Genomic DNA, 17,628 nt, shown 5'->3' with positions numbered 1-17,628 from the left:
GGTAGAGCCTTTTTCATGAAAATATACATTCAACGATTACAGTTTCGGACCTGCTTTAACTAATGCTTCACCCGCTGGGGTATCCGTATATTTATCGAAATTCTTCACGAAACGCTCAGCTAAATCTTTGGCTTTTTCATCCCACTGTGCTTTGTCTGCATAAGTATTACGAGGGTCAAGGATATTAGTATCCACACCAGGTAATGCTGTTGGGACTTCTAAATCGAAGACTGGCAATTTAATCATGTCAGATTTTTCAATATCACCGCTTAAAATAGCATCAATGATTGCACGGGTATCTTTAATTGAAATACGTTTACCCGTACCGTTCCAACCTGTATTCACTAAATATGCTTTCGCACCTGCTGCTTCCATACGTTTAACTAATACTTCTGCATATTGTGTTGGGTGCAACGATAAGAATGCAGCGCCAAAACATGCTGAGAAAGTAGGCGTTGGCTCAGTCACACCACGCTCTGTACCCGCGAGTTTGGCGGTAAAACCAGAAAGGAAATGGTATTGAGTTTGTTCTGGCGTCAAACGAGAAACTGGTGGTAAAACCCCAAATGCATCCGCCGTCAGGAAGATAACTTTTGTCGCATGGCCTGCTTTAGAAACAGGTTTTACAATGTTATCAATGTGGTAAATCGGGTAAGAAACACGGGTGTTTTCTGTTTTTGAACCATCATTGAAATCAACCGTACCATCTGCTAACACCATGACGTTTTCAAGCAGTGCATCTCGTTTGATAGCACCATAGATATCTGGCTCTGCTTCTTTAGACAGATTGATAGTTTTCGCGTAGCAACCGCCTTCGAAGTTGAATACGCCGTCATCATCCCAGCCGTGCTCATCATCACCGATTAACTTACGTTTTGGATCAGTCGACAGTGTGGTTTTACCTGTTCCTGATAAACCGAAGAAAATAGCAACATCGCCTTTTTCGCCGACGTTAGCAGAGCAGTGCATAGAAGCAATACCTTTCAACGGCAGAAGGTAGTTCATCATTGAGAACATACCTTTTTTCATTTCGCCGCCGTACCAAGAGCCGCCGATCAACTGCATACGCTCAGTCAGGTTGAACGCTACAAAGTTTTCAGAGTTTAGCCCCTGCTCTTTCCAGTTAGGGTTAGTACATTTAGCACCGTTCATCACAATGAAGTCAGGCTCAAAACCTACTAACTCTTCATCTGATGGGCGAATGAACATGTTTTTAACGAAGTGTGCCTGCCAAGCAACTTCAGTGATGAAACGGACTTTTAGACGAGTGTCGGCATTAGCGCCACAGAATGCATCAATGATAAACAAACGTTTACCTGACAGCTGTTCTGTCACGATATGCTTGAGATCCGCCCAAACTTCTTGTGACATTGGCTTATTGTCGTTTTTACCTTTACCTTGGTCTGCCCACCACACTGTATCGCGAGTCACATCATCACGAACAATGTACTTATCTTTTGGTGAACGACCGGTAAAAATACCTGTATCAACCGCAACTGCACCTAAGGTGGTCACAGTACCGCGCTCATAACCTTCTAGCCCGGGCTTAGTTTCTTCCGTGAATAATAGCTCGTAACTTGGGTTATAAACCACTTCAGCCACATCATGAATACCGTACTTTTCAAGTTCCTTCAGGGTAATGCTTTTAGCGCTCATTATATTGCTCCTGGTAAACATAATTAATCTGCGGATGATCATAATTCTTTACGACTAATTAACAGCGATTGCTATCAAAGAATTGAAAATGTATAATTTTTTTTAATTCATAATGAGACTTAGAGCACGTAATAATGCTTTAAAATTATAAAAAAAAGGTGCAGAATTGCACCCTTGTCACATAATTAGGTTGCTAAATCGTATCAGTGAAGTTGCTGATTTAGCTCATTATTTAACCCTTGAATATCGGATTCAATAAATACATAGTGTGAGCCACAAAATTCACACTCCATATCAATTTTCCCATCTTTTTGCAAAATATCCTTAACATCTTCCTTTGGTAAAGTTGCTAATGTACTTTCGCAACGCTCCCTTGAACATGTACAACGAAACTCCACAGTTTGAGGGTCATACAAGGTGACATCTTCTTCATGATAAAGACGATGTAAAACCTCTTTCACATCTAATGTGCTGAGCTCTTGACCTTTAATTGTCGCAGTGAGTTGCACAAGATGGTCAAAAATATCATGGCTGGTTTCGTCAGCCGCGGGTAAAACTTGCAACAACATCCCACCAGCAGTCGCTTTACCGTCTACCTCACCTACACGAATAAATAAACGAGTCGGTAGCTGTTCAGATTGGCGGAAATAAGCATCAATACTTTCCTCAATAGAGTCGCCTTCAATCGCAACAATACCTTGATAACGCTCACCTTGGGTCGGTGTAATGGTGATCACAATAAACCCGTTGCCAACCATTTGCTTCAGTGTGCTACCAGCAACAACAGGGCCATCAATACGGGCAACGCCACGCATTTGCTGTAAGTTATTACCGTTGATAACCGCTAGCTTAACTGGCCCATCACCTTGGATTTGAACAGTAATATCACCATCAAACTTTAATGTTGCTGTTAATAAGCTAGTTGCAACGAGTAATTCACCTAATAAGCCTTTTACTGCGGCAGGATAGTCATGATTTTCTAAAATACGTTCAAAAGTGTCATCGACACTGATCATTTCCCCACGAACAGAATGTTGTTCAAATAGAAAACGATGGAGTAAATCTTGCTTTGCCATAATATCTCTCTATTACTCTGGCCATCATTAAGACGGCTCATGAGAATTTGTATGTTTAAACTTTAACAGAGTGCGCCGTTCTTTTTTATCCGGGCGCCGATCTGGGTGTGGCATCGTCAGCGCATTCATTTTCCGCGCTTGCGTTAATTTTTCCCGTTGAGCAATACTTTCTGTTGTTTCACAGTAAAGTCGCTGTGCGTCCGGAGCTCCTCGGCGCTGACTGCTAATTTCAATAATTTCAACTATTCGCTCATCATTACCTTGCCTAAGCTTAATTAACGCTCGCAGTTCAACAATTTTGCCAGGTTTTGTTCTCTGCCCATTGTAATGTACTTTGCCGCCTTCAATCATCTCTCGAGCAATTGCACGGGTTTTATAAAATCGCGCAGCCCACAGCCATTTATCGAGGCGTACAGGTTCTACAGAAGGTTGATTCATAGTGCCTCCTCAAAATCAGTCTGAATCAAACTAAGTTGAGGCTCCCACTATTTTCGGGATAACACTATCGACGATAGGAAGGATTATTAGCCTCAAAGCACTTATCATAATATTGTGTGATATTACGCAAACGCTTCTTATTATTCAAAATACGCAGCACAATCAGTGAGCCATTGAGCAATGCACAAGCCATCAAAAACAGTACAAAAAGCGAGCTACATACATACTGGGATACCACAGCTGCATTTGGCTCCTCATGTAAAGTAATGTGCAATGTGCCATTAGCATCCGTAGACAGATTGGTAATTATACCTTCAATATTAAAAGGTGTATTACTCAGAAGGCTCGATAACCTTTGTAGTTCATACCAACGCTGCAACGGTGACAGTTCATTAAAGGAAGCCCCTGATATCAAATCAACTAAAGGCTTATTCTCATCGCTAATCAATAACACGCCTCCAGGTGGCGGACTATTAATTTTCCGTACTTCTCTGTCTATTTCTGCCTTAATAAATTCATATGTGGTGTCTTCTACGATGTTTTCCAAGGCCTCTGCACTTCCTGCGCGTAATAAAACATGCGCTCCGTTCAATTTTCCAGCTGAAGCTTTACTCACCAGAGTTGGCCAATCCTCAGTGCTTCCAAGATTCATTAAGGCACTTTTTAGCTTTAGGCAGCGATTAGAAGTATGACACAGCTGTTCGGTATTCAGAATAATGGCAGAGAAATCAAAGATAATATTCATACCTGATTTCATGATATCACGCTGTAATCTAGGGTTAACACCAACGGCGTTTTTATCCGGGTGTAATTGGCTTTTAACCGTATTGAGTAATAAAATTGACTGTTCAACCACCTCAGACTGGGGCTCTGTTAGTAAGCGGACATCGCTCCAATAAAGACCTGAACAATCAAACGGCACAAACTGTGCTTGGTTTTCTTTATTCAAATTAGGAGGTCGGTAACACATCCCTTTCCCTTGAGCCACTAACGTATCCCCAATTTTAAGTTGGCGGGAAGCGAGGTCACTTGGGTTTTCAACGGTAATTTCTTCTGTGCCGCCAAACCAAGCAAAACCTAGTTTTATAGGTAAACTCATTGATTGATATGAGAAAACTAATACTATGGCAAACAAGGCACCTATTAGCATCAACACATTTTTTTTGAATCGTTTGTAAGGGTAATAACGTTCTTCTTCATGCAAAGAAAGGTATTTTCCATGTCTGACAACCTCACCCGATGCATAAAAATCAATATTAACAGGTTGATTTGATTCATATTTTAAATAGTTTTCCCAATGAGCTGGATAATGTAAATCAATACCGCCAATTGAGGTGTTCGTAGAATATTTTTTATCTAACTCACCATAGAGTTCCCAACGCTTTGGTTCCCCGTGAATACACTGAATATCTTGGTATTTACGAGGAAACATTCTTGAGCGAAATAAGACCAGCAGCCCGCTAACAAAACAAATAATCGTAATCACCAAGCCCCACTCCTGTAACAAAGGAATAGAAATCAGCGTTAAATAGCCAAACAAAAAGCTTAAACAAACAATCGCGGCACCAAGCCAGCCTGTAGAATTATGAAGTCGATGCTCTTCAACTGTTTCCTTACGAACCCGTAGCCGCTCGATATTTTGTTGACCACGTTCTTGAATAGCTGCCTCAGGCCAGTCTGAACCCAAACTTTGTTCTTCCTGCCACTCGTGACTAAAATCCCTTAAGGAATGACTATTGATGGAGATAATTAACGGTAAGTGATCGGTCTCCACAATTTCCATAACATTTTGACGTTGTAAGAAAGGTTCGAGCTGTGAAGGTAACTGAACCTCAATCGTATCAATAAAATAGCGCCAACTATTCCCTTGCTCTTGGCGTAAATTAAAACGCGTCAGTGAATGGCAAACGGTCGCAATAATCGAGTTTTTTTTGATTTGCCACGGAAGTTGAGAGGGAGTCATTGATACAGATAAACAATAATTTAAGTACTGGGATATTATCTGGTAGTCTGAATCAATCATTTTTCTGAAGGAAGGAGCTGCTACTGAGGGTATTTGATAGACAGCAGAACGCCGCCCCCGCCTGAAATAAAGGAAGGAAGCCATTATAGTTAGGCTAATAACAATTATAGCCGTTATAATGACATGGTTTAGCATTGTTTCCCCAATGAAAAATGAATAAGAAAAGCATAGCAACCCTGCTGCTTTCTCAAAATAAGCCAATTCCTATTCTATTTATGGTTTTTGTTTTAAATTACAATATGTTGTAAAAAAATATTTTATTTATTTATCTGTGCTATGTTTATGCGATGGTTATACTAGCAGCATTTTATCTACTCGATAATATCTATCATTTTTTTTTGATATAGGTCATAGTTAGAGTACTAGGTAAATGTGCCACATAAATAAATGAAATACGCTTTTAGCAATAGATTTCACTCATCCTGTTCGGAAATCGTTATGACAGAGTTAAAAAAACCTAAAATCTTGAATATTCAAGATGTTGCTCAATCAAAATTATTCAGCATCCAGTCAGTTGATCTCGAATTTAGCAACGGTGAAAAACGAGTCTATGAAAGAATGCGCCCAGCAAAACGCGAAGCTGTTCTTATTATTCCTATTATGGGTGATAACCTAATCCTAATCCGCGAATACGCAGTCGGGATTGAAAACTATGAATTAGGGTTCCCTAAAGGCGCTATAGACCCCGGCGAAGTCGCTCTAGAAGCTGCACAGCGTGAGCTTAAAGAAGAAATTGGTTATGGTGCTAATAATATTATTCAGCTAGCCAAGCTCACCATGTCCCCCTCTTACTTTTCAAGTAAAATGAATATCCTCGTAGCTGAAAACTTATACCACGAAAAACTCGAAGGTGACGAGCCGGAACCACTACAACAAATAATCTGGCCTATATCACGCATGATGGAGTTGCTAGAGCACCCTGACTTCAACGAGGCAAGGAATATTAGCGCACTTTTCTACCTTGAGCGTTACTTAAAAAGTAGTAAGTAATAATACATATATTCTGTATTTTTTTCATGCCTACCTTAACTTTCATGATAAAAAACACCCCATGTTCTTAGTCAACAATGGGGTGCGTTAAACAAGGCAATAACCCTAAAATAACTCTTGAGTAGAGCCACTTTCTGTTGAAATTGTTGTTCCAACTTCTTGTATTGCATGTTCTTTCGGTTCGGTTCCTTCAATAAAGTATTCTCTACGGGAAGAGCCTAATTTACCTGTACGACTATCAATCGATACCGAAATCACACCTTTAGGTGGCTTCATTGTTTTCACTGGCACCCCCTCTAAGATGGATTTCATAAAATCATCCCACATCGGCTGGGCACTTTTCGCCCCTGCCTCACCGCGACCGAGTGTTCGTTTATTATCATCAAAACCAATCCACGTCGATGCGACTACATCCGGGCCATAACCAGAGAACCAAGCATCTTTTGAGCTATTGGTTGTTCCTGTTTTCCCACCAATATCACGGCGACCACCTAAATCTCTTGCCGCACGCCAGCCAGTTCCAGACCAGCCAGGTTCCCCATAGATATTCGTCATCATCGCATCCCTAATTAAGAAAGCGAGAGGCGTATTTATCACATGCGGTGCATACCGGTCATCAGAATTTGCGTCAGTATTCCCAGCAGTCGCCAGCTCCATTGTAGGCTCTTGTACCACTGCGTTATTACCGGATTGTGTCACTTCCTCTGTTGATTCATCATCAATGCCTTTAATCGCAATCGTACGTTCTGTATCACCATAAATAACTGGAATATGAGTGCAATCTGGGCAAGCTAATTTTGGTTTCGCTTCAAAGATGACTTCATCATTATGATTTTCGATCTTCAAAATATAATATGGGTCAATAAGGTAACCCCCATTCACCATAACAGCATAACCACGTACCATTTGCATTGGCGTAAATGAAGGTGCACCTAATGCCAACGCTTCTGTACGGTTAATATTCTCAGGTGGGAAACCAAAGCGAGTCAAATAATCGGCTGCATAATCAACGCCCATAGCCCTCATTGCTCGCACCATAACTACGTTTTTAGATTGCCCTAACCCTTGACGCAAACGGATAGGACCATCATAACGAGCAGGGGAATTTTTTGGACGCCAATCTGAGCCCGCACCCGCATCCCAACGGCTAATCGGTACATCATTTAATAATGAAGATAACGTCAAGCCTTTATCCATTGCTGCGGTATAAAGAAACGGCTTAATATTTGAACCAACTTGGCGTAAAGATTGAGTAACGCGGTTAAATTCACTCATATTAAAATCAAACCCACCAACAAGGGCAATAATAGCCCCATCGTTAGGATTCAATGCAACAAATGCGGCATTAACATCTGGTACTTGCCCTAGCCACCAGTTGTCTTTAACTTTACGCACCCAAATTTGTTCGCCAGCTTGTACCACTGCATTAACGGCTCTTGGTGAGGCGCCTTGTTGCGTATCCGATATAAACTTACGAGCCCAACGTACACCAGCCATCGTAATTGAAATTTGCGAACCATCAGCCAACATGACCTGAGCTTCAGACCCTGTTGCCGATACAACAACCCCTGGCATCAAAGGGCCATAGACTGGCATCTTTTTCAATTTTTCAATAATTTTATCTGATGCCCAAGCTGTTTCTGTTGGTTTCCATAACACATCAGCAGGGCCACGATAACCATGGCGAGTATCATAATCGATCAAGTTATTACGTACCGCGGTTGTTGCCGCTTCCTGATCTTTACGGATCACCGTGGTATATACTTTATACCCGTCAGTGTAGGCGTCTTCACCGTATTTATCATACAGTGTTTGGCGAGCCATCTCGGCTAAATAAGGTGCGGAAAAATCTATTTTTGGTGCATGATAAGAAGCAACTATTTTCTCATTTTTCGCTTGTTCATACTGATCTCGCGTAATATATTTTTCTTCAAACATACGAGAAAGTACGACATTACGGCGGTTTACCGCGCGATCATACGAATAAAGAGGGTTAAACGTTGATGGTGCTTTAGGCAAACCTGCAATCATTGCAATCTCACTGAGCGTCAACTCATCAACAGTTTTACCAAAATACACATAAGCAGCAGCCCCAACACCATAAGCGCGGTTACCCAAATAAATTTTATTTAGGTATAGCTCCATAATTTCATCTTTAGTAAAAAGCTGCTCAATACGAATCGCCAAGAAAGCCTCTTTAGCTTTACGCATAAGGGTTTTTTCAGGGCTTAAATAAAAATTCCTCGCCAGTTGCTGAGTAATCGTACTCGCCCCTTGAGATGCATGACCCGATGAAGCCATCACCGAAACAGCCCGAAAAATACCAATTGGGTCGATGCCGTGGTGGTCATAAAAACGGCTATCTTCGGTTGCGATGAATGCTTTTACCATCAATGGTGGAATTTCTGTCAGCGGTAATGGAATACGACGTTTTTCACCGTATTGCGCAATCAGTTCATTATCAGCGCTGTATACCTGCATTGGAATTTGCAGACGGATGTCTTTCATTGTTGCTACATCAGGCAACTCACCTTCAACATATTTATACATGCCATATATCGAAGCGGTTCCCAAAAAAATGCAACAGAAAACAAGAATAAAAAAATATTTTACGAACTTCACCTGAAAATTCCCATGCCTGGCAAACAAGAGGGTTTAGATATCACTAACGCATAGTATAAAGCTTATACAGCACAATAGAAAATGTAATTTATTGGTTAATGATAAGGAAATTAACTATGTACACATCAAAATGGAACATTGGAATCGACCTATATCAAAGCAAAATTCAGCTAGTTGCCGCTAAACGTCGCAAGAAACACTGGTCTTTGTGTGAATGCTGGCAACAACAACTTCCCTTCGAAATTGCTGACAAATCAGACCATGAACAATACAAGATTCTACTGAATATTTTAATACAATGGCGTCAGAAATTACCTAAAAACTGTTCTGTATCTATCGCATTACCTGCAGTTAGGACACTAAAACAACAATTTGCATTACCTAGCCAAATTAATCTACAGCAACCAGAATTAGGTTGGTACCTACAACTGCAAGCTGAAAAACGTTTTCCTATGCATGCTCAAGAACTGGCAATGGATTATAGAGTAATCAATCAACAAGTTTATTTTAATGGGGCTCGAAAATCAGAAATTAACTTTTGGCAAAAATTATTAGCAGAAAGCGGATTCAATCTACTGGCAATTGATGTCGCCCCCGTTGCGCTGCGTTATGTTGCTCGCCATGCGGGCTTACCCGATGAAAGCTGGCTAGTTCACTATAGGCAAGGTGAGTGGCTGTGGTCTGGCCCTATTAGTCAACCCGCCAACTATAACCATCTACCCGACACCGAAACCCCGACGCTATCTGCATTATTGTCTTTACTCAACCAAGAAGAGTCATCACCGATATTACCCATTTACCTCATTACCGACCATCAAAACATTCATGATAAACATAGCATTGAAGCAATACATAGCTGGGAGTTACGCCAAGCTTTTCAGCATAACAATCTTAAAATCCCCCATCAGTTAGGGGATTTTGTGATAGCGGCAGGGCTAGCATTACGGCATGGAGATATTTAACTCATGGGGTTATCAAAACTATATCAAGTTAACTTTCTGCCTTGGCGGCAGCAGCAAATTGTGAAGAAACAACGGTTATTTATTGTTTTTTCTCTGGTTGCTGGTTGCTCAGTGCTTATCACTTGTTGCTTTTTAGTCTTTTTTCACCAATTGGAAATTGAAAAGCAACAAAAAATAAAATATCACCATCAACAACAATATGAGCAAACGCAACAGTTAGCACAACGAGTATCTCTCCAGAAAAAACAACTCCTCGAATTGATTAGCCAAAAAAACAGATTGGATGAGGTTATGAACAATAACCAGTTTTTACTCAAATTATTACAAGACTTGCCATTAATCACACCATTAAAAAGTTGGCTTACTACCGTCCAATTAGTTGATAATAAAATAGAAATAAAAGCCCGCAGTTATGACTTCCAAAATGTTAGCTTACTAAGCCCTAAGCTTAAAGAGCGAGGGCTAAACCACATCCAATTAAAAAAGCTCAGCCGTACAAACCAAGTACACCGGTTACATTTAACCGCTATACGCCAAGGAGAAGCTAATGAGTGAATCACTTCATGCTTTTTGGTATCGCCCTTTTTGGCAGCAAACCATACCCATTTGGCTATTTATTAGTTTATTTTTATTTGCAGGCTATTTTTTATACTGGAAAGAAAATGAAATACTACGTCTTGAATTAGAATCGGAAAACAATAGTTTAATTGAAAAAATAACAAAAGAAACCAGACAATTACAGCACTTTCCGCCCTTACATCTATTAGAACAGCAAGCAGATGTTCTAAAGCAAATTGTCGATGCTAAAGGTGAACCACTAGAACTACTTTCACAACTTAATACATTACTGAACCATTCAACTGTCATATTAAACCAACTACAACCAACGAGTAGCCATGGCTATTTCCTCGAAGTTCAAGGGGATTTCATCAGTGTCTATCGCTTTATAGAGCAACTTCTCACTTTGCCTAATACTCAACGATACCGTTACTCAGATATAAAATTAACTTCAAAGCAAGGTGCCATACTCGCATCAGTCACTTTTTCATCAATTAACCACACTTTCGCTATCAAGGATGATAATAGTAATGAATAGAAAGTTAATTAACACACCGATACTCGTAGCTATCATAGGGTGTTTCTTTTTGCCTGCTTTTTGGCTATCAGCTCAAGAAATACGAGACCCATTTGCGCCTTTACATCCCGTAGAGGAACAAACACAGTCTAGTCCAGTGATGGCTACGAGCCAATCTTCTCAACATACAGACCCTTTAATTGAAAAAATTTTTCAATTAATTTCAATCGATGCTCTAGAAATACGCACTCAACTAGAGCACCCCAAAACTTTATTGTTATCAAAAAATGCATCTATTCATCATGACCACACCACAAATAGTGTGATAGTCAAAGATAATCAACAGCGAATAGCCTTACTAGAAGAGTGGATAAAACAAAAAGATAAACCCAATAAACAAGTTCAAATAACAGCGCATATTATTAGTAGTAGCCGAACCGCATTACAAGAATTAGGGCTTGAGTGGGGAATATTAGCGGGGAATACAGCCAACAGTCATCTTAACCGTTATAACCGTTATCATTCCGCACCGGGGCAATTTTCGTTTAATGTGTTAAAACTAAGCGATGGGTTACTTGAATTAAAATTAAACGCTTTAGAAAAAGAAAATTTACTCTCCATTATTGCTAGCCCTCGGTTAATCGCCTCACACCAACAACCTGCGAGTATTCAACAAGGTACAGAAATACCCTATGTCACAAGCAATGAAAAGAAAACTCACGTACAATTTAAAGATGCTGTACTAGGTATGGATGTCACCCCGACCATTATCCGCAATGAAAAAGTAGAGTTGAACCTAAAAATTAGCCATAACTCGCCAGATACCGCACTAACCAGTAGCCAAAGTCACCATTTAGCAATAAATAAGCAAGAAATATCAACATCCGTCACTATTAAAAATAATGAAACCCTAATATTAGGTGGCATTTTTCAGCAAAAACAAGAAAAAACAGAGACAGGTTTACCATTTATCTCTCAAATTCCTCTCTTAGGGTCATTATTTACAAATACTGCGGAACATATAGATAGAAGGGTTCTTATTGTTTTTATAACGCCAAAACTTATCAATATTTAACGCGAATAAAATAACGCATATACTTCAATGAGTTGAACAAACAATAAGCCAAAGATTAGTCAAAAAAAATATTTTTATGCTATAAACCTACCGGATAAATTTGACGCTGGCGTCGTTTTAGCATACAAGGTTATCCATTGAGTGTTCTAACTATCCGTAGATTAAAGAACAAGCTGTCAGTCGCTTATAAAACAGCCACAACAATTTTGCTCTAAAAATAACAGAAATCATGCGCTACTACCTATAGGCAAAACCTGTTAAAACTATGCTAAACAATGCATTAGGCAATATAGACGGCTCAAACATTGAGACCTGTAATTTTAAATGTGGCACTTTGTTCGCTTAGTGCCGCATTTATATAGTTGCAATTCGGGTTGATGTATTGAGATAATTTTCTTATCTGATCTCACATCATCACTAATGAGGTTTCAGTTTATAGGTCCCGCCGCTAATTCGATTGGCGGGGCGGGTGATCATTAACGAATAATCGTAGTAATACCAAAAAACATGGCAGAGAAACGCAATATCTTTCTGGTTGGACCGATGGGTGCTGGCAAAAGCACTATTGGCCGTCAGTTGGCTCAACAGCTTAATATGGAGTTTTTCGACTCTGATCACGAGATAGAAAAACGTACTGGCGCAGATGTAGGCTGGGTATTCGACCTTGAGGGTGAAGAAGGCTTTCGCGATCGCGAAGAAAAAATCATCAATGAGCTCACTGAGAAACAAGGCATCGTATTAGCAACGGGTGGCGGTTCTGTTAAGTCCAAAGAAACCCGTAATCGCTTGTCCGCTCGTGGAGTCGTTGTCTATCTTGAAACGACCATTGAGAAACAATTATCCCGTACACAACGTGACAAAAAGCGTCCTCTATTACAAGTTGACGAACCGGCACGTGAAGTACTGGAAAAACTGGCTGACGAGCGCAATCCTATGTATGAAGAAATTGCTGATATTACCATTCATACTGATGAACAAAGCGCTAAAGTTGTCGCAAGCCAAATCATTGAGCTATTAGAGAAAAACTAATTAATCATGGTGTTATTTTCATAAAATAATGAACTCAAGGTAAAGCAAGATGGAAAAAGTCACTGTTACTCTGGGCGAACGTAGTTATCCAATCAATATCGCGCCAAGTTTATATAACGAACCTGGGGCATTTTGGCCATTAGCTACTGGGCAACGCGCAATGATAGTGACAAATGAAACGCTTGCACCAATTTATCTTGAAAAGGTAAAACACGCTCTTGAATCTTCTGGCGTAAAGGTTGACAGCATCATTCTTCCTGATGGCGAACAATACAAATCGCTATTCATCATGAACGATGTTTTTACCGCACTACTTGAAAAGCACCATAACCGAGATACTACCCTCATCGCTCTTGGTGGGGGGTTATCGGTGACCTTACGGGTTTCGCTGCTGCTAGCTATCAGCGCGGAGTACGTTTTATCCAAATTCCTACCACCTTATTATCTCAAGTGGACTCTTCTGTTGGCGGTAAAACCGCAGTAAACCATCCTCTAGGGAAAAATATGATTGGGGCATTTTACCAACCTGCCTCGGTAGTTATTGACCTTGATTGTTTAAAAACCTTACCCAAAAGGGAATTAGCCTCCGGCTTAGCAGAAGTGATTAAGTATGGAATAATTCTTGATGGTGACTTTTTTACATGGTTAGAAAACAATATTGATGCTCTGGTCGCGCTAGATAACCAAGCGATGGCCTACTGCATACGTCGTTGTTGCGAATTGAAAGCACAAGTCGTTGCTGCTGATGAAAAAGAAACCAGTGGGTTACGTGCGCTTCTCAATTTAGGTCACACCTTTGGGCATGCCATTGAAGCTCATATGGGCTATGGTGTCTGGTTACATGGTGAAGCCGTTGCAGCAGGTATCGTTATGGCAGCAAGAACTGCTGAATTGATAGGCCAATTTACACCGGAGCAAACCCAACGGGTGATAGCACTTTTAGAACGTGCATCACTTCCTGTCAAAGGCCCTTCACAAATGAAGCCAGATGATTATCTACCGCATATGATGCGCGATAAAAAAGTAATGGGTGGAAAACTGCATTTAATTTTACCTACCACTATCGGGCATTCAGAAATGCGCGCGGACATCGATGCGCAAACTGTCATTGCAGCGATATCTTCCTGCATGCCATAAAAATATGACAAAATGGTCAGATACGTTACCAAAAACAGAGAAAACCCTGAATTTTTACAAGCGTTTTAAAATGTTACTGGTAGATGTACGCTAAAGTCGTTAAATTATAAGGTATGCCTACGCCTAGATACAATAATCTGGAAATGCACAATACCAATATGGCTAGCACGGTATTACGAAAGCATATATGCTTTAAAAATAAGCATCGATATTCTGCTTGGTCGCTAACAGGTTGTACTGATAAGAGACATTTTATCTCTACTATAGGCAAATTTTATTCGGGAGAGGAAGATGGACGAATTTAAACCAGATAATCAAGGCCAAAATGATCTTAGGCCAGATACATCAGATAGACCGACAGGGCGTTCACGCCAATCCGCTGCTACAAAGCCTAAATTAGCACTCTCACGCCAACATATTATGATTGGTGTCGGTGTTTTAGTTTTATTACTACTCATTATTGCGATCAGTTCTGCGTTAAAAGCGCCTACTGAGCATGAAAAGTTGCAAACAACCGGCACTAACAACCAACAAAATATTGATTTGTCTAACTCATCCTCTTTGACAAACTCACAAGAGCAAGCTCAGACGGGTCAGGCACAAGAAATCTCAGGATCTCAAATCACACCGACACCAACTCAAGGTGAGCCAAAAACTCAACCTAATGGCTTGGGTGAGCGGATCGAAATCCCAGGTGATGTGGTAGATGCTTTAAATCAAGGCCAAACACCAACCGCTGGAACAACACAACCACAAAATGTAACACCGCCAGCAATCAAACCTGCAGAACAGCAACCTGTGGCACCGCCAACAGCACCTGAAAAAACCCCTGCGAAAGTGGTTGAGCCAAAACATCCGGTACAACCTAAGCAACCGACTAAGGCTGCGGCCAATAACCATGGCAGCAATGTCATGTCAGCTCCTGCGGGTACCTACACTCTGCAACTTAGTAGTGCAAGCCGTTCAGATACGCTGGAAGCATTTGCTAAAGAAAACAAACTTGCCAATTACAAGGTCTACAAAACTATTCGTAATGGGCAAACTTGGTATGTTCTCATTCACGGTAATTATAATTCAGTCACTGACGCAAAAAATGCAATAGCAACTCTACCTTCTGCTGTTCAAGCGAAAAAGCCGTGGGTTAGAAATATGAAACAAGTCAAACAGGATCAAAAATAACAACGTTTTTCCCCGGGCGCATTGTGTTGTCCTGACAGAGTATGAATGTTTTTACTCTAAACGATTGTAATAATAAGACGGCATGAAAAAAAAACGCGCTTTTTTAAAATGGGCTGGGGGTAAATACCCCCTTGTGGAAGAAATAAAAAAACATCTTCCACAAGGTGATTGCTTAATTGAGCCTTTTGTTGGTGCAGGGTCAGTGTTTTTAAATACTAGCTATGATTCTTACATGCTGGCAGATATCAACAGTGACCTCATCAACCTCTATAATACTGTTAAAGACCATGCTGATTCTTTTATCGAAGAGGCCCAGCAAATCTTCACACCTGAATATAATACTTCAGAACAATACTATTTAATGCGTGAAGCCTTTAACCAATCCAATGACACTGAAAGACGTAGTATCCTTTTTTTATACTTAAATCGTCACTGTTATAATGGGTTATGCCGTTATAATTCACGCGGTGAGTTCAACGTGCCTTTTGGTCGCTACAAAAAGCCCTATTTCCCTAAAGAAGAATTACTGTGGTTCGCTGAAAAATCGCAAAAAGCAACATTTATTACCCAGCACTATGGCGAGACCTTGCTCAATGCTAAAGAAGGGGCCGTCATTTACTGTGACCCGCCTTATGCTCCTTTATCTGATACTGCCAATTTTACGGCTTATCATACCAATTCCTTTAATGCGAGCGAGCAACAAAATTTAGCGATTTTGGCACAGAAGTTATCAACGGAAAACAGGATCCCAGTGCTGATATCGAATCATGATACCCCGTTAACCAGAGAGTGGTATCATCAAGCTCAATTACATATTGTAAAAGTACGTCGTACCATTAGTAGAAATATATTAAACCGTAGCAAAGTCAATGAATTACTGGCTTTATATACGGGGGAACCTAATAGCCCTTCTCCTAGAAAAACTGACAAAAAAATGCAAAGCCTTGTGACTAGTGCTGAATGGCTCTCAGATAACGATTAATAATCGGAGACGATAATGAAAAACTTTCTCATTGCCCCATCTATTTTATCTGCTGACTTTGCTCGTTTAGGCGAAGATACCGCCAATGTTCTTGCAGCTGGCGCTGATATCGTGCATTTTGACGTAATGGATAATCATTATGTTCCTAACCTAACTTTTGGTGCTCCAATTTGTAAAGCCCTGCGTGACTACGGTATTACTGCGCCGATTGATGTCCACCTCATGGTAAAACCTGTTGATAGGATTATCCCTGACTTCGCCAAAGCAGGTGCAACTCATATAAGCTTCCATCCTGAAGCCAGTGAACATGTTGATCGTTCATTACAACTCATCAGAGAACATGGCTGTACCGCGGGGTTGGTATTTAACCCAGCAACACCACTGAGTTACCTTGATTATGTAATGGATAAAGTGGATATGATTTTACTGATGTCAGTTAATCCAGGCTTTGGTGGTCAATCCTTTATCCCACAAACCCTCAATAAATTGCGCCAAGTCCGCAAACTTATTGATGAAAGTGGCTATGATATTCGTTTGGAAGTCGATGGCGGTGTGAAAGTGAACAATATTGCAGAAATCGCGGCGGCTGGAGCGGATACCTTTGTTGCAGGCTCAGCCATCTTCGATCAACCAGACTATAAAACAGTCATCGATGCGATGCGTAACGAACTACAAAAGGTATCTCAATGACTCAAGTTGTATTAGAAGATATTAAAGCGATTGCCTTTGATTTAGATGGTACTCTCGTTGACAGTGCCGGTGGCTTAGCTGAAGCCATCGATAATATGCTCAAAGAGTTTGGTTTTCCTCCAGCAGGTAAAGAGCGCGTCTCTATTTGGGTAGGTAACGGGGTTGATGTTCTCGTTGAACGCGCGCTTTCTTGGGCAGGAGCCGACATCACAGCTGAATTACAAAAAAAAGCTCGAGCCAGTTTTGATAAATTCTATGCAGTTTCTGTCACAACAGGTAGTCAGCTATTCCCTGAAGTAAAAGAAACCTTAGAACAATTAGCAAAACACAACATACCGATGGGGATCGTCACAAATAAAGCTACGCCGTTTATTGCTCCACTACTAAAAAAATTAGGCATTGATAGCTATTTTTCTCTTGTATTGGGTAGTGACGATGTAAAAGCCCTAAAACCGCACCCTGCTCCCCTTTACTTAACAATGGGCACATTCGGTTTACGTAAAGAAGAATTGCTTTTTGTCGGCGATTCCCGTAATGATATTATTGCAGCACAAAGCGCGGGATGCCCGAGTGTCGGGCTGACATACGGCTATAACTACGGTGAATCTATTGCTTTGAGCGAACCTGACTGTGTCTTGACACACTTTGCAGGCTTGTTACCCACAATTGGTTTATCTGAAATAAAATAAGCAAG

At 40.6% G+C, this 17,628-nt stretch carries 15 protein-coding genes and 1 pseudogene; 11 read left to right on the top strand and 5 right to left on the bottom strand.

What is annotated here, in order from left to right:
• Positions 1-36 precede the first annotated feature (36 nt).
• The 4 genes from pckA to RB151_RS00405 all read right to left on the bottom strand — a co-directional run bounded on the left by pckA (position 37) and on the right by RB151_RS00405 (position 5,328).
• Positions 37-1,656 carry a phosphoenolpyruvate carboxykinase (ATP) gene (pckA, locus tag RB151_RS00420; protein ID WP_042848621.1) on the bottom strand — a complete coding sequence of 540 codons (1,620 nt, stop codon included), beginning with the start codon at positions 1,654-1,656 and terminating at the stop codon, positions 37-39.
• Between the two features lie 203 nt (positions 1,657-1,859).
• A complete protein-coding gene (hslO, locus tag RB151_RS00415) occupies positions 1,860-2,732 on the bottom strand; it encodes an Hsp33 family molecular chaperone HslO (protein WP_042848622.1) in 873 nt (290 codons plus the stop codon).
• 27 nt (positions 2,733-2,759) lie between these two features.
• Positions 2,760-3,170, bottom strand: coding sequence for a ribosome-associated heat shock protein Hsp15 (gene hslR, locus RB151_RS00410; protein WP_042848623.1), 411 nt, complete (start codon positions 3,168-3,170; stop codon positions 2,760-2,762).
• A gap of 64 nt (positions 3,171-3,234) precedes the next feature.
• Positions 3,235-5,328: an IgaA/UmoB family intracellular growth attenuator gene (locus RB151_RS00405; protein ID WP_042848624.1), complete on the bottom strand. Its 2,094-nt coding sequence runs from the start codon at positions 5,326-5,328 to the stop codon at positions 3,235-3,237.
• Between the two features lie 303 nt (positions 5,329-5,631).
• On the opposite strand from RB151_RS00405, the gene nudE reads away from it, so the two are divergent.
• Positions 5,632-6,183, top strand: a complete 552-nt coding sequence (gene nudE, locus RB151_RS00400; RefSeq protein WP_071547565.1) for an ADP compounds hydrolase NudE — start codon at positions 5,632-5,634, stop codon at positions 6,181-6,183.
• A 105-nt stretch (positions 6,184-6,288) separates the two neighbouring features.
• On the opposite strand, the gene mrcA is transcribed toward nudE, so the two are convergent.
• Entirely contained in the window at positions 6,289-8,805 is a 2,517-nt protein-coding gene (mrcA, locus tag RB151_RS00395; RefSeq protein ID WP_071547564.1) for a peptidoglycan glycosyltransferase/peptidoglycan DD-transpeptidase MrcA, read from the bottom strand.
• Between the two features lie 116 nt (positions 8,806-8,921).
• On the opposite strand from mrcA, the gene pilM reads away from it, so the two are divergent.
• From pilM to RB151_RS00345, 10 genes and pseudogenes are all read left to right on the top strand, one after another.
• Positions 8,922-9,767: a pilus assembly protein PilM gene (pilM, locus tag RB151_RS00390; protein ID WP_071547563.1), complete on the top strand. Its 846-nt coding sequence runs from the start codon at positions 8,922-8,924 to the stop codon at positions 9,765-9,767.
• A gap of 3 nt (positions 9,768-9,770) precedes the next feature.
• Complete coding sequence (locus tag RB151_RS00385) at positions 9,771-10,322, top strand: PilN domain-containing protein (RefSeq protein ID WP_071547562.1); 552 nt, start codon at positions 9,771-9,773, stop codon at positions 10,320-10,322.
• The gene (locus RB151_RS00380) at positions 10,315-10,863 is read left to right on the top strand and encodes a hypothetical protein (RefSeq protein ID WP_042848630.1); all 549 of its coding nucleotides are present in this window, start codon (positions 10,315-10,317) and stop codon (positions 10,861-10,863) included. The genes RB151_RS00385 and RB151_RS00380 overlap by 8 nt, the downstream gene beginning before the upstream one ends.
• A complete protein-coding gene (locus tag RB151_RS00375) occupies positions 10,856-11,917 on the top strand; it encodes a secretin N-terminal domain-containing protein (RefSeq protein WP_071547561.1) in 1,062 nt (353 codons plus the stop codon). Before RB151_RS00380 ends, RB151_RS00375 begins: the two co-directional genes overlap by 8 nt.
• A gap of 507 nt (positions 11,918-12,424) precedes the next feature.
• Positions 12,425-12,946: a shikimate kinase AroK gene (aroK, locus tag RB151_RS00370; protein ID WP_004906592.1), complete on the top strand. Its 522-nt coding sequence runs from the start codon at positions 12,425-12,427 to the stop codon at positions 12,944-12,946.
• Between the two features lie 49 nt (positions 12,947-12,995).
• Positions 12,996-14,083 (top strand): annotated as a pseudogene (gene aroB / locus RB151_RS00365) (3-dehydroquinate synthase).
• 291 nt (positions 14,084-14,374) lie between these two features.
• Complete coding sequence (locus RB151_RS00360) at positions 14,375-15,262, top strand: SPOR domain-containing protein (protein WP_042848632.1); 888 nt, start codon at positions 14,375-14,377, stop codon at positions 15,260-15,262.
• An 82-nt stretch (positions 15,263-15,344) separates the two neighbouring features.
• Positions 15,345-16,244: an adenine-specific DNA-methyltransferase gene (gene dam / locus RB151_RS00355; protein ID WP_042848633.1), complete on the top strand. Its 900-nt coding sequence runs from the start codon at positions 15,345-15,347 to the stop codon at positions 16,242-16,244.
• Between the two features lie 15 nt (positions 16,245-16,259).
• Positions 16,260-16,934, top strand: a complete 675-nt coding sequence (rpe, locus tag RB151_RS00350) for a ribulose-phosphate 3-epimerase (RefSeq protein ID WP_004263207.1) — start codon at positions 16,260-16,262, stop codon at positions 16,932-16,934.
• The gene (locus tag RB151_RS00345; protein WP_042848634.1) at positions 16,931-17,623 is read left to right on the top strand and encodes a phosphoglycolate phosphatase; all 693 of its coding nucleotides are present in this window, start codon (positions 16,931-16,933) and stop codon (positions 17,621-17,623) included. The genes rpe and RB151_RS00345 overlap by 4 nt, the downstream gene beginning before the upstream one ends.
• The last annotated feature ends 5 nt before the right edge of the window (positions 17,624-17,628 follow it).

Source organism: Providencia rettgeri (assembly GCF_001874625.1).
GTDB classification, from domain to species: Bacteria; Pseudomonadota; Gammaproteobacteria; order Enterobacterales; family Enterobacteriaceae; genus Providencia; species Providencia huashanensis.
Note: the sequence above shows the minus strand (reverse complement) of the source record. Positions and strands in the feature narration are given on the sequence as shown.

Excerpts from the sequence above, each read along its gene's own strand:
- pckA (WP_042848621.1), bottom strand. The coding sequence starts at position 1,656 with ATGAGCGCTAAAAGCATTACCCTGAAGGAACTTGAAAAGTACGGTATT.
- hslO (WP_042848622.1), bottom strand. The coding sequence starts at position 2,732 with ATGGCAAAGCAAGATTTACTCCATCGTTTTCTATTTGAACAACATTCT.
- hslR (WP_042848623.1), bottom strand. The coding sequence starts at position 3,170 with ATGAATCAACCTTCTGTAGAACCTGTACGCCTCGATAAATGGCTGTGG.
- RB151_RS00405 (WP_042848624.1), bottom strand. The coding sequence starts at position 5,328 with ATGCTAAACCATGTCATTATAACGGCTATAATTGTTATTAGCCTAACT.
- nudE (WP_071547565.1), top strand. The coding sequence starts at position 5,632 with ATGACAGAGTTAAAAAAACCTAAAATCTTGAATATTCAAGATGTTGCT.
- pilM (WP_071547563.1), top strand. The coding sequence starts at position 8,922 with ATGTACACATCAAAATGGAACATTGGAATCGACCTATATCAAAGCAAA.
- RB151_RS00385 (WP_071547562.1), top strand. The coding sequence starts at position 9,771 with ATGGGGTTATCAAAACTATATCAAGTTAACTTTCTGCCTTGGCGGCAG.
- RB151_RS00380 (WP_042848630.1), top strand. The coding sequence starts at position 10,315 with ATGAGTGAATCACTTCATGCTTTTTGGTATCGCCCTTTTTGGCAGCAA.
- RB151_RS00375 (WP_071547561.1), top strand. The coding sequence starts at position 10,856 with ATGAATAGAAAGTTAATTAACACACCGATACTCGTAGCTATCATAGGG.
- aroK (WP_004906592.1), top strand. The coding sequence starts at position 12,425 with ATGGCAGAGAAACGCAATATCTTTCTGGTTGGACCGATGGGTGCTGGC.
- RB151_RS00360 (WP_042848632.1), top strand. The coding sequence starts at position 14,375 with ATGGACGAATTTAAACCAGATAATCAAGGCCAAAATGATCTTAGGCCA.
- dam (WP_042848633.1), top strand. The coding sequence starts at position 15,345 with ATGAAAAAAAAACGCGCTTTTTTAAAATGGGCTGGGGGTAAATACCCC.
- rpe (WP_004263207.1), top strand. The coding sequence starts at position 16,260 with ATGAAAAACTTTCTCATTGCCCCATCTATTTTATCTGCTGACTTTGCT.
- RB151_RS00345 (WP_042848634.1), top strand. The coding sequence starts at position 16,931 with ATGACTCAAGTTGTATTAGAAGATATTAAAGCGATTGCCTTTGATTTA.